Source organism: Streptomyces sp. NPDC048825 (assembly GCF_043198355.1).
GTDB classification, from domain to species: domain Bacteria; phylum Actinomycetota; class Actinomycetes; order Streptomycetales; family Streptomycetaceae; genus Streptomyces; species Streptomyces xiangluensis.
Genome location: NZ_JBICUR010000027.1, coordinates 92,504 through 104,099, shown reverse-complemented (window position 1 = coordinate 104,099; position 11,596 = coordinate 92,504). Strand labels below are relative to the sequence as shown.

Sequence of the window (11,596 nt, the reverse complement as noted above, 5' to 3'; positions counted from 1 at the left end):
TTCTATGGAATTGAGCCGAGGGCCACAAGGAGACACGGCGAAGCGGAGTGAAACCGCGCACCGTGCAATTCGGGCCCGCAAGAAGCGGGCGGCCCTCGGCTCCATGAACGCCGGCAGAGGGCCGCCGCCCTTCCCGCCCTTTTCCTCCAGCTGACAACTGCCGGCATTGTCAGCCACTGGAATGCGGCCGCGCTGACCGGAGACCTGCATTGGGTGCCGGAAGAAAGGGCCCCTTGAGGTTACGTTCAGGGAAGTGGTGTACGGACTCCCACCTGATCCGGGCGTTTGTCGGGGCTTCAGGGTGAATACGCGGTGCTCGTTTCAGTCGCGGCGAGAGCGGCTGTCAGCGGTGGTTCCTACCTCGGTGGGAAGGGCGGCGAGCCGGGTGCGGCCGAGCCGTTTCTTCAGTACGAGGTTCTCGGCGTAGAGGTTGGCCGTGACGGTGGCGAGGGCATCGAGTTTCCCCTGGAGTTCGGTGGCGTGGGTGCGCACTTCCCTCACCTGCTTGCGTAGCTCGGCGATGGTCTCGTCGCGCCGGACCTCGCCAGGCGTGCGCAGCACGGGGCGGGCGACCTGGGCGTCCCATTCGGCGAGGATGTCCTCGGCGCGGTGCACCGTTGCGTGGCTGACCTGGGCCTCGCGCGCGAGGTTCTCCTTGGTGAGGGCGCCGTCGGTGTGCATGGGTTCACCGGCCAGCAGCCGGGACTTGGCTGCTCTCAGTTTCTCGGCGAACGCCGCGGATACCGGCATCAGGCGGTGCCTTCCTCGTCGAGTGCGCGGGTGATGCGCCGGACGTCGGCGAGGCGGATCAAGACCACCTCCCGGTTCGGCGGCGACAGTCGTTGGTCCTTGGACAGGGCTGTCAGGTCGTCCTCCTCCGCGACCCAGTACGGGGCGTGGGCGCGAGTGATGGTCGAGTTACGGCAGCGGGCGGGTTGGCAAGCACCGAGCAGCGGCGCTAGGCCGCGCTGGTGCCTGGAGGAGGTGACGGGCAAGCTCGGCACCCTCGGCTCGGTGACCACGAGCGTCGTGTACTCGTCACCGCTGCCCCGGCGTCCCATCGGCCACTGATCCCGCTGCCGTGCCATGTCATCGGTCGCGGCCCCCGTCACCGCACCGCCCGACCGATCACCGCCCCCTCTGCCGTACGACCGACCCCGACCGCCCCTTCACCACCTCCAGTTGGGCGTGGATGCGGCGCCGCAGATCCGGCACGTGGCTGACGATGCCGACGCTGCGGTCACGCTCCCTCAGCGAGTCGAGGACGTCGAGTACCTCGTCGAGTGTCTGGTCGTCGAGGCTGCCGAAGCCCTCGTCGATGAAGAGGGTGTCGAGGCGGACGCCGCCCGCCTCGTCGGTGACGACGTCCGCGAGGCCCAACGCCAGGGCGAGGGAGGCGAAGAAGGTCTCGCCGCCGGAGAGTGTCGCCGTGTCGCGTTCGCGGCCGGTCCAGGCGTCGACGACGTGCAGTCCCAGGCCGCTGCGGCCACGTCCGGCGCGGTCGTCGGAGTGAACGAGGGTGTACCGGCCGGAGGACATGCGCTGCAGGCGTGCGGTCGCGGCGGCGGCGACCTGTTCCAGGCGGGCGGCGAGGACGTAGGACTCCAGGCGCATCTTGCGTTCGTTGTCCGCGGAGGTGCCCGCGGCGAGGGTGGCGAGGCGGGCCACGCGGTCGTACTCCTCGCGCAGCGGACCGAGTCGGCGCACGGACGCGGTCGCCCGGTGGGTGAGCCGGTCGAGTTCGGTGCAGCGCCGGGCGGCGGCGTCGCGGGCGGAAGCGGCCTCGCGGGCCCGGCGGGCGGCGTCGGCGGCGGTCTGTTCCGCGGCGGCGAGGTCGGCGGGCGGCCGCTGGGCGGCCTCGGCGGTGTCGGCCTCGGCGAGTACGGCCCGTACGGCTGCCTCCTCCTGTTGCCAGGCGTCGAGCCGCCGTTGGAGATCGCGGTGAGCCGCGTCGTCGAGGAGCGCGGCTGCCGCGGCCTGCGGCGTGTCGAACCCGGCGCGGAAGGCCGCGTCGGCGAGTCGCGCGTCGGCGTCCTTGAGCCGCTGCGCGGTGTCCGCCGCGAGGCGCGCGGCGTCCGCGGCCTCGGTGAACTGCGCCGCCTGCCGCTCCAGTTGCGCGGCCCGCGCGGATACGCTGCCCGCGGCGCCCCTGGCCTGCGCCAACTCCTCCGCCAACCCTGCCCCTTCGCGGTCGAGGGTCTCCCTGCGCGCGGCGCGTGAGGCGGCGCGCAGCGCGGCTTCCTGATGGGCGGCGAGCCGCCGCTCATGCTCGCGCTCGGCCTGTCTCAGCGCCTCACTCGCCGCGTGCAGACCGGAGGCGGCTGCGCGCGCCTCGGCGTGTTGCCGCGCCAACTCCTCGGCCTGCTCGGCGAGTTGCACGGTGGGAGCGTCGCCGGCCTCGGCGGTCGCCGCGGCCAGCGCCTCGCGTACGACGCCGAGCCGCCGCTCGGCCTCGGCGCGCTGCTCGTCGGCCTCCTGATGGGCGACGAGCGCAGCCTCCTCGGCTTGCTGATCGATGTGTCCGGCGATCTTCCGGGCGGGCGCCGGATGTTCGGTGCCACCGCAGACTGCGCAGGGTTCGCCGTCCACGAGAGCGGCGGCGAGTTCCGCGGCGATGCCCTTCAGGCGCTGTTCCTTGAGGTCGAGCCAGTGGGCGCGGGCGTCGGCGGCGTGCTCCCGCGCGGCGAGCACGCGCGCGTGGGCGTCGTCCGTGTCGCCGGCGAGCTGGTCCCGCAGCCGCGCTGCCTCGAGCCGCGCCCGGGCGGGCTCGCGCTGTACGGCGAGTTGCTCGGCGCGAGTGGCTGCCTCCTGCGCCGATTCGATGCGCGCCTGGTGCCCGGCGCGGGTGGTCTCCCAGGAGGCGAGCCAGCTCTCCGCATCCTGGAGCACGTCCTCGTCGGCGCGCTCCTGGCGGTCCAACGCCTCGCGCTCGGTGGCGAGTTCGGCCAGCCGGTGCTCGGCCCGGCGGGCTGATTCCAGGCCGCCCAGCTCCTCGGCGGCCTTGCGTGCGGCAGCCGCGAGGCCACTGGCGCCGGCGTCGGCGAAGGTCTCCGGGATCAGCGCACGCGCGTGTGTCTCGTCGGCCGCGGCCCGCCGGTGCTCGGCCTCCGCGGCGTCGCGCAGGGACAGCGCGGGCGCCACGGCCTCGGCCTTGCGGGCACGCTCCATCCGCGCCCGGGCCTCCCTGTGCGCACCGGAGTGCTCCTCCAGGCGCGCGGCCCGCTCCCGCGCCTCGGTGAACCGCTGCTGCAACCGCGCCACTTCGCGTACGTCATCGAGAACGCGATCCGCCTCCGACTGCGCCGACTCGGCGGCTTTCTGGGCGCAGTGCGAGGCGGTGAACCGTTCGCGTGCGGTACTGCGGGCGATCGCGGCCCAGGACAGTACGGACTCGGCGAGCCCCGGGTCTCCGGGGGCCACGTCGGGCAGCGGCAGCTCCACGATGTCCCCGGCGGCCTGCTGCATACGGTGCGCGTCAGCGAGTAACTCCGCGTCTCCTTCGCGTACTTGGGCCTCCGCGGCGCGCCGCAGCTCGGCCAGGCGCTGCTCGACGGCCGCGAAACGGCGGGTGTCGAAGAGGCGGCCGAGGAGCTTGCCGCGGGCCTCGGCGTCGGCCCGCAGGAAGCGCGCGAAGTCGCCCTGCGGCAGCAGTACGACCTGGCAGAACTGCTCGCGGTTCATGCCGAGCAGCTGCTTGATCTCCTCACCGATCTCCTGGTGGGAGCGGCTGAGGTCCTTCCAGGAGCCCGCCGACGCGTCGTACTCGCGCAGCCAGCTCTGCGCCTTGTCGACGGTTGTGCCCGGCCGGTTCCCCTTCTTGGGACGCTCCCAGGGCGGCTGCCTGGTGATCTCCAACCTCCGCCCGGCGACGGTGAGTTCGAGCCGGATCTCGGTACGGGTGACGGGCGCGGCGTGGTCGCTGCGCAGCGTCATGCCCTGGCCGCTCTGCCGGGCGCCCGGCACCGACCCGTACAGGGCGTAGCAGACCGCGTCCAGCACCGAGGTCTTGCCTGCGCCGGTCGGCCCGTGCAGCAGGAAGAGCCCGGCGGCCGACAGCTCGTCGAAGTCGACCGCCTGGGCCCCGCCGAAGGGGCCGAACGCGGTCATGTGCAGCCGGTGCAGCCTCATCGGGCCACCTCGTGGACGGCCTCGTCCGCGCGTACGGAGTCGAACGCGTCACGGAGCACGGCCTGTTCGCGCGCGTCGGGTCCCGCGCCGCGCACATGGGCCACGAAGTCCTCCGCGATCTCCTGGTCGCTGCGTCCCGCCAGCCGCCGGGCGTACGAGACGTCCGGGTCGTCGGGCGCCCGCTCGGGATCGAAGACAAGGCTCAGCGTGTGCGGGAAGCGCTCGCTGAGCCGTGCCATGGGGTCGCCGGGGCGCACCGGGTCGGTGAGGGTCGCCTCGACCCACGCCTCTTCGTGCCGGGCCAGCTCCGGGTCGGCCAGAAGGTCCTCCAACTGCCCTCGGATACGGGCGAGAGCGCGCGGTACGGGGCAGTCGATCCGCTCGGCGTCGAGCGAACCGTCCGCTCCCAGATCGACCAGCCACATGCTCTTGCGATGGTCGGCCTCCGAGAAGGAGTACGGCAACGGGGAGCCGGAGTAGCGCACGCGCTCGGTGATGGTCTGGCTGCCGTGCAGATGACCGAGCGCCGCGTAGTCGACCCCGTCGAAGACCCCGGCCGGTACGGCGGCGACCCCGCCCACCGTGATGTCCCGCTCGCTGTCACTGGCCTCGCCGCCGGTGACGAAGGCATGCGCGAGGACGACGCAGCGGGTGCCCCCCGCTCGCGTGGCGAGGTCGGCGCGGACCCGCTCCATCGCCGCCGCGAGCACCGCCTCATGACCGGGCTTCTCGACCCCGAACTCGTCCTTCACCAGGGCTGGTTCGAGATACGGCAGCCCGTAGAAGGCCACGTCGCCGTGGGCGTCGGCCAGCACCACGGGCGTGCCGCACGCCGAAGGCTCGGTCCGCAGATGGATGCCCGCGCGGTCGATCAGCCCGGCTCCCACTCCCAGCCTGCGCGCCGAGTCATGGTTCCCGGAGATCATCACCGTCGGCACACCGAGGTCGGCCAGCCGGTGAAGGGCGTCGTCGAAGAGCTCGACCGCGGCCAGGGGCGGCACCGCCCGGTCGTACACGTCCCCCGACACGACCACCGCGTCCACCCCGCGCTCGCGCACGGTCGTGACCAGGTGGCCGATGAACTCGGCCTGGGCACCGAGCATGTTCACCCGGTGGAACGCCCGGCCGAGATGCCAGTCGGAAGTGTGCAGCAGCCTCATGATCCCCGAGACTAACGGCCGGGTCGGACATCACGGGCGGCTACTGCCGTATCGGCCCCGCGCCCAGAGCCGGACCGAAAGTGTCCGCCCCACCGGTAGCGGCGCACGTGCCTGCTGTACTCCTTCCTGAGCAGGCGGGCGGAGACGCCCTTGAGACTGTTGACCAGACGCCAAGTACGGCGGCACGCTGGCGGCGGCGATCGGCGGCGAGGAGGAGCTCACCCCGGAACCGTCACCGTCATGAGCCGGCGTCCCCATACGCCTCTCCCCCCAGCTCGAACCCCGCCGTTCCCGCCGTGGCATCGGCCAGCCACGCCCGGAACGCCTCCACGTCCGCGTCCGGGAGGGCGATCTCGAGGGTGACGGCCTCTCCGTAGCGGACGTCGCGTACCTCGCGCCCGGTAGACCGCAGGTCGTTCTGCACCTTGCCGGCCCGCTGGTGGTCAACGGTGACGGTGGCCAGACGGAAACGTTTACGTGTGATGGTGCCAAGGGCGTCCAAGGCCTCGCCCACCGCTCCCCCGTAAGCGCGGATGAGTCCGCCCGCGCCGAGCTTGACGCCGCCGTAATAGCGGGTGACGACGGCGACGACGTACCGCAGGTCGCGGCGCAGCAGCATCTGGAGCATCGGGACGCCGGCCGTGCCGCCCGGTTCGCCGTCGTCGCTCGCCTTCTGCACGGAGGCGTCGGCACCGATGACGTACGCGAAGCAGTTGTGCGTGGCGTCCGCGTGTTCCTTCCGTACGGCCGCGATGAACTCCTGGGCCTCCTTCTCGGTGGCCGCCGGGGCGAGCGCGCACAGGAAGCGGGAGCGGTTGACTTCGGTCTCGTGCACGCCTGCGCGGGGCACCGTGCGGTACTCGTCCTGCATCGGGCCAGCGTATGTGCCGCACGCGAAACGTTCCGCACGCGCGCGTGCGTCCCGTCGGGCCGCCCGGTGCGGAAGTCAGACGCAGAGGTCAGCCCTGCCTGCCCGGCTTGTCGCCGCGCGGCACGGTCATGTCGGTGAGCAACGCCATGCCGGGGCCGAGGGACCGCCAGGTGTCGCCGTACCAGGTGAGGACAGCGATCGCCGACGTCGGGAACTTCGTGCGGACCTCGTCCAGCGCGTCGTTGAGGCTGTCCCCGGCCAGGGTGAGCACCAGCTCCTCGAGGCCGGGGTTGTGCGCGATCAGCAGCAACGTCCTGACCTCGTCGGGCACCTCGCGCACCGCTGCCAGCAACTCGGGCACGTCGGCCGCGTACAGCCGCGGATCGTGGCGTACGGGAGGAGGTGTGGCCCATTCGGCCGCGGCCAGTTCCCAGGTCTGGCGGGCGCGTACGGCGGTGGAGCAGAGCGCGAGATCGGGCACCCAGTCGGCTGCGGCGAGCGCGCGCCCGGCAGCCGGGGCGTCACGGCGGCCACGCGGTGCGAGCGGTCTTTCGTGGTCGGCGACGCCGTCCGGCCAGGCCGACTTGGCGTGCCGCAGGACGACGAGGCGGCGCCGCGGGGGAGCTCCGACGGGCGCGTTCATGACGGGGTCCCGCGACCGATGTCACGGGTGAGTTCGAGCCCGAGGAGGCGGTCGGCGTAGGCGTACGTCTCGAAGCGGGCGCCGTCCGGAACGGTCTGGGACGTCGCCACCCGGCGCAGTACGTCGAGTACGGCGGGCACGTCCAGGTCGTCCTCCCAGGCGGCGCGCAGCTGCTGGCGTACGGGATCGGGGATGGGACTGGACGGATGCGTGGCCCAGGTGGCCACGGCTCCCCGCCAGTGGCTGAGGACCTTCTCGGCGTCGGCCAGGGCGGCCGGGCCGAGGCTGAGGTGTTCGTGGCGGGGCCGCGCGAGCAGGGCGAGACGCAGGGCGGAGGGGTCGGGCTCCGCGCGCCCCTCCCCCTCACTGGCCTCATGAACCGGACCGCTCTCGTCATCGGCCGGGGCCTCGTCGTGCACGGGGGCGACCTCGACTCGTACGCCGTCCGGCGCCTCGTCGTCCTCGCCGCCGCCCGGTTCCTCCGAAGCCGCGACAACACGGAGCACCTGTGCCTCGCCCAGCGCCGGTTCGCCGGCCCGGTGGTCCTCGAACGGCCGGATGCCGAGGGCCGAGGCGCGTTCCCGGAGTTCCGCGTGCCCTTCCGGGGCGGTCAGCACCGTCCAGACGGGCGTCCCGTTGAGTTCCAGGGCGCGTACGAGTATGTCGGCGACCAGGAGCACCCGCAGGCCGGTGGTGTCGGCGCGCGGCACATGGGCCTCGACGCGGGTCAGGCCCCGGCGGGCGGGGGCGGCGTCGGCGGGTTCGCCGGTTCGGGCGTCGGTGATACGGAGCACGGGGTGAGCGTAGGCCCGTGGGCGGCCTCGCGCAGGGGGACGTGCGTCATTCGGGAGCCGCGCGGTGGTGGACGTGGCCGCACGCGGTCGATCCGTGCCGCATCCGGTCGGCGGTGGCTCAGGAGGGAGTGTCCGGTCTGCGGCACTATGGTCCTGTGGTGGCGGTGCTCGAACAGCCGGCGCCCAGGGGGCATGTCGGCGGACAAAGGAGTTCGGGCGTGCGTGAGTTCATGGTCATCGAGGCGCCCTCCGTGCTCGGACTGCGGCCGTCCGGGGTGCAGGATCTGCCGGGGGCCCTGCGCGACGCCGGGCTGCTCGACCGCCTCGGGGCGGCGGTGGCCATGGGGGTCCCCCCGCTCGAGCGAAGCCGAGAGTGGGGGAGGGTCGAGGCGGCGGCGTACGACCCGAGGCGCGACGCCGATACCGGGGTGCTCAATCCGGTCGGTATCGCGCGGCACTCCGTCGCGCTGGCCGACGCCGTGGGCGGCGTACTGGACCGGGGCGGCTTCCCCGTGGTCCTCGGCGGTGACTGCAGCATCCTGCTCGGCAATCTCCTCGCCCTGCGCCGCCGGGGGCGTTACGGCCTGCTGTTCCTCGACGGCCACACCGATTTCTACCAGCCTTCCGCGGAGCCGACGGGCGAGGTGGCCTCGATGGAACTCGCCCTGGTCACGGGCCGCGGGCCCAGCCTGCTGACCGACCTGGAGGGCCGTGGTCCGCTGCTGAGGGACGAGGACGTCGTAGCCCTCGGCTTCCGCGACACCGAGGAGTCCACCGCGGCCGGGATGCAGCCGCTGCCGCCGGGGCTGCATGCGCTGGACCTCGATGCCGTACGGGCTCTCGGCGCCGACGCCGCCGCGCGTCAGGCCGTCGAACGGCTCAACGGGGGCGGCAGCGGCGGGTACTGGGTCCATCTCGACGTCGACGTACTGGACGACGCGGTGATGCCCGCCGTCGACTACCGCATCCCCGGCGGGCTGACCTGGACGGAACTCGAGAGCGTGCTGCGGACCGCGCTGGCCGGCGAGCGAGCCGCCGGTTTCGACGTCACGATCTTCAATCCCCGCCTCGATCCCGACGGCAGCATCGCCGCCCGCCTCACCGAGTGCCTGTGCCGGGGCCTGGGGGCGCGGCGCAGCGCTCACTGAAGCCGGCCGTCAGCCGACGGGCTTCTCCCAGACCGAGACATGCCGGCGGCTCTCGCTGGTGAACGGCGCCCGTGTCCAGTCCTCCCACCGGTCGCGCAGCCGCATTCCGGCAAGCCGCGCCATCAGATCCAGTTCCGACGGCCACACGTACCGGAACGGGTAGTACTCGTGCTCGGCACGCCCGTCGACGATCGTGACGTAGTTCGAACTCATCGACTGGGTGGCGACGTCGTAGATGTCGAACGCCCACTGTGTCGGGCTGATGTGGAAGGGCACGGCGTTCTGCCCGGGCGGCAGCCGGCGCAACTCCGGCACGCCCACCTCGATGACAAAGCAGCCACCGGGCCGCAGATGGGCGGCGGCGTTCTGGAAGCAGGCCACCTGGGCGTCCTGCGTCGTCAGATTGTTGATCGTGTTGAAGACGAGATAGGCGACCGCGAACGTGCCCTCCACCCGCGTCGTGGCGAAGTCGCCGATCGTCACCCCGACGCTGTCCCCGCCGGGCTTGGCGCGCAGCCGGGCCACCATGGCCCGCGACATGTCGATGCCATGGACCGGGATCCCGCGCCGGGCCAGCGGCAGTGCGATCCGGCCGGTGCCGACGCCGAGTTCGAGCGCCCGGCCGTCGCCGGCGAGCCCGGCCAGCAGGTCGACCGCCGGATCCACCGCCTCCGGGCGGAACATGTCCGCCGACGACTCGTCGTAGCCGGCCGCCACCTTTTCCCCGAAGTAGCCGTCCCCATCACGCATTTGGGGAACGTACCGCCTGCGGCCCGGCGGACGCTCGCGGTTTTCCAGCCCGGGGAAGGGTCGCGCGCCACGATTCGTACGCCGCATCCGTACCGCGATGGCCTGACGGTTCCCTTGGGCGCCGCCGCCGGGCTCACCGTGGCACTAACGTCCGCAACGTTGTGCCGCCGCCATTGGAGCTGCCTTCGTTCATGGACTCCGGCGATGGACAGAGCTTGCCGCGCTCGGCGACGTGCGTCACTTGGTTGCCCCTAGTTGCTGCGCCCAGGGGTAATACCAGTTCACGAAGGAAGCCGGCGGGCCCGTCACACTGTCGTTCAGGTAGAGGACATTGGCCACGTCCACCACGGGAATCCACGGCAGCCGGTCGAACAGTCGCTTGTCGGCTTGGGCGAGGAGTTCGTCACGCTTGCCCACATCCCCTTCCGCGCCCGCCTGCTGGATCAGCTTGCTCGCCCCGCCGTCCGTGAACTGCGAGTAGTTCGAAGGGTCTTCAGGGTTCGCCCACACCGAGAACTGTGCCTGTGGGTCGGCGACGGGAAGGTTCCACTGCGAGCCGAAGGCGTCAGCGCCGGTGCTGCGCCAGCCCTGCGGACCGGAGAAGAGGTCGTAGAACTGCCCGACGGTCACGGGCTTGTAGGTCGCGTCGAGGCCGATCTTCCGCGCCGCCTCAACGATGGCCTGCAGGGTCTGGGTGAGGGAGTCGCTGATGGCGGGAGCTCCCGCGAGGACGATCTTCCCCTTGGGGGATCCGGCTTCCTTCACCAGCTTCTTGGCCTGCGCGATCTCGTCCGCGCTTCCTCCGGTGCCGTCGCTCCTCGTCGCCTTGACCGGCCCGTACGCGTCGGCGGGAAGCATGCTGCGGGAGGCGACCGCGCCGCCGCCGAAGGCGGTGCGGGCGACCGCGGTCCTGTTCAGCGCCAGGAACAGGGCCTGCCGGATACGCGGGTCCCGCAACGGGCCGGCCTTCGCCGTGGGGACGAGGTAGAACGAGAGCAGGGACTTGCCGTAGTACACCTTGCCGTGATCGCCGAGCCTGCCAAGGGCGGAGGCCGGCGGCTGGTACATGCCCTGGATTCCGCCGCCGGTGAGCGCCCGGGTCTGCGAGCTGTCGCCCTGCAGGAAGCTGAACACCACCTGCCGGGTCTTGGCCGTGAGGCCGCGCCAGTAGTTCTCGTTGCGCTCGAGCGTCAGTCTGGACCCCGTCTTCCAGGACTTGAACGTGTACGGCCCGGAGCACATCGGCGGAACGCTCGGCTTCCCGTAGTCGGGATGAGCCTTGGAGTACCGCGCCTCGACCACGGAGCCGGCGAACGTCGCCATCATCTTCTGGAAGAGGAGGTCGGGGTGCTTCAGGTCGACGGTCACCTCACGGGGCCCGGTCGCCTCGATGCCGGTGACGGCGGCGAAGTACTGGCTGTAGACGGGCGCCTGCTGGGACGACGGGTGCCAGGCCCGGGTCAGGCTGAAGGCCGCGTCGGCGCCGGTGACCGGTTGTCCGTCCCAGAAGCGGGCCTTGGCGTCGATGGAGTACACCAGCCGCTTCCCGCCGTTCTCGACCTTCAGCGACGCGAGGCCGTCACTGATCGAGAAGTCGGGGTTCAGCGTCTGCAGGCTCTCGCACATGTTGGACAGGACCTCGTTGACCCCGTAGTTGCCCGCCTGCTGGGGGTCCAGCGTCGTGGGTTCCAGGATGAGGTTCCAGTTCACGGTGTCGAGGTTTCCGGCGGCCCGGGGGGTGGTGGTGGCCCAGCCCCGGCTGCTGGGTGCCTTCTTTGTGGACGCGGTCCCGCCACCGCAGGCGGTGACGAGGGCGAGGGCGGCCGCCACGGCTGCGACCTGAACGGTCCGCCGCCGCTGTGCGTCGGACGGCGTGCGGTGGCGGGCGCGGCGTGATGGACGGAACGGCAGCGACATGAAAGATCCCTTTCGAGGAGATCGGGCCGACGAGGGTGGGGCGCGGCTTCCGGCCCGGACGCGGTCGCCGAGGCGTCATATTCAGCCATCCCGCGTTCATGGTCATGGGTGACAGGGGGGGCGATTCTGCGGTGTGGAAGATGCGTCCGGAAGAACAGGGCGGCAGCGTGTGCTGCGGGGGTGGT

9 protein-coding genes and 1 pseudogene are annotated in these 11,596 nt (G+C 72.0%); 2 read left to right on the top strand and 8 right to left on the bottom strand.

Translation table 11 applies throughout. The features are described 5' to 3' along the window. Window positions 1–321 precede the first annotated feature (321 nt). Window positions 322–750: a hypothetical protein gene (locus tag ACGFNK_RS42350; protein ID WP_393425667.1), complete on the bottom strand. Its 429-nt coding sequence runs from the start codon at window positions 748–750 to the stop codon at window positions 322–324. A gap of 207 nt (window positions 751–957) precedes the next feature. On the opposite strand from ACGFNK_RS42350, the pseudogene ACGFNK_RS42345 reads away from it, so the two are divergent. Then, window positions 958–1,071, top strand: a pseudogene (locus ACGFNK_RS42345) (Lrp/AsnC family transcriptional regulator); the annotation flags it as partial. Window positions 1,072–1,128: 57 nt separating this feature from the next. Here the strand turns inward: ACGFNK_RS42345 and ACGFNK_RS42340 are convergent. The 5 genes from ACGFNK_RS42340 to ACGFNK_RS42320 form a co-directional block, all read right to left on the bottom strand. Next, window positions 1,129–4,128, bottom strand: a complete 3,000-nt coding sequence (locus ACGFNK_RS42340; RefSeq protein ID WP_393425664.1) for an AAA family ATPase — start codon at window positions 4,126–4,128, stop codon at window positions 1,129–1,131. After that, window positions 4,125–5,288 carry an exonuclease SbcCD subunit D gene (locus ACGFNK_RS42335; RefSeq protein ID WP_393425661.1) on the bottom strand — a complete coding sequence of 388 codons (1,164 nt, stop codon included), beginning with the start codon at window positions 5,286–5,288 and terminating at the stop codon, window positions 4,125–4,127. Before ACGFNK_RS42335 ends, ACGFNK_RS42340 begins: the two co-directional genes overlap by 4 nt. 238 nt (window positions 5,289–5,526) lie before the next feature. Beyond that, entirely contained in the window at window positions 5,527–6,159 is a 633-nt protein-coding gene (locus ACGFNK_RS42330; RefSeq protein ID WP_386343433.1) for a YigZ family protein, read from the bottom strand. 88 nt (window positions 6,160–6,247) lie between these two features. Then, window positions 6,248–6,802, bottom strand: coding sequence for a SixA phosphatase family protein (locus ACGFNK_RS42325; protein WP_393425658.1), 555 nt, complete (start codon window positions 6,800–6,802; stop codon window positions 6,248–6,250). Then, a complete protein-coding gene (locus ACGFNK_RS42320) occupies window positions 6,799–7,596 on the bottom strand; it encodes a hypothetical protein (protein WP_393425655.1) in 798 nt (265 codons plus the stop codon). The genes ACGFNK_RS42325 and ACGFNK_RS42320 overlap by 4 nt, the downstream gene beginning before the upstream one ends. A 218-nt stretch (window positions 7,597–7,814) precedes the next feature. Between ACGFNK_RS42320 and ACGFNK_RS42315 the strand changes: the two genes are divergently transcribed. Continuing rightward, window positions 7,815–8,744: an arginase family protein gene (locus ACGFNK_RS42315; protein WP_393425652.1), complete on the top strand. Its 930-nt coding sequence runs from the start codon at window positions 7,815–7,817 to the stop codon at window positions 8,742–8,744. Between the two features lie 9 nt (window positions 8,745–8,753). Here ACGFNK_RS42315 and ACGFNK_RS42310 read toward each other — a convergent pair whose 3' ends face one another. Both ACGFNK_RS42310 and ACGFNK_RS42305 read right to left on the bottom strand, forming a co-directional pair. After that, window positions 8,754–9,494, bottom strand: a complete 741-nt coding sequence (locus ACGFNK_RS42310; RefSeq protein ID WP_393425649.1) for a class I SAM-dependent DNA methyltransferase — start codon at window positions 9,492–9,494, stop codon at window positions 8,754–8,756. 237 nt (window positions 9,495–9,731) lie between these two features. Then, window positions 9,732–11,411, bottom strand: a complete 1,680-nt coding sequence (locus tag ACGFNK_RS42305) for an ABC transporter substrate-binding protein (RefSeq protein ID WP_393425646.1) — start codon at window positions 11,409–11,411, stop codon at window positions 9,732–9,734. Between the last annotated feature and the right edge of the window lie 185 nt (window positions 11,412–11,596).

Excerpts from the sequence above, each read along its gene's own strand:
- ACGFNK_RS42305 (WP_393425646.1), bottom strand. The coding sequence starts at position 11,411 with ATGTCGCTGCCGTTCCGTCCATCACGCCGCGCCCGCCACCGCACGCCG.
- ACGFNK_RS42340 (WP_393425664.1), bottom strand. The coding sequence starts at position 4,128 with ATGAGGCTGCACCGGCTGCACATGACCGCGTTCGGCCCCTTCGGCGGG.
- ACGFNK_RS42335 (WP_393425661.1), bottom strand. The coding sequence starts at position 5,288 with ATGAGGCTGCTGCACACTTCCGACTGGCATCTCGGCCGGGCGTTCCAC.
- ACGFNK_RS42330 (WP_386343433.1), bottom strand. The coding sequence starts at position 6,159 with ATGCAGGACGAGTACCGCACGGTGCCCCGCGCAGGCGTGCACGAGACC.
- ACGFNK_RS42310 (WP_393425649.1), bottom strand. The coding sequence starts at position 9,494 with ATGCGTGATGGGGACGGCTACTTCGGGGAAAAGGTGGCGGCCGGCTAC.
- ACGFNK_RS42325 (WP_393425658.1), bottom strand. The coding sequence starts at position 6,802 with ATGAACGCGCCCGTCGGAGCTCCCCCGCGGCGCCGCCTCGTCGTCCTG.
- ACGFNK_RS42350 (WP_393425667.1), bottom strand. The coding sequence starts at position 750 with ATGCCGGTATCCGCGGCGTTCGCCGAGAAACTGAGAGCAGCCAAGTCC.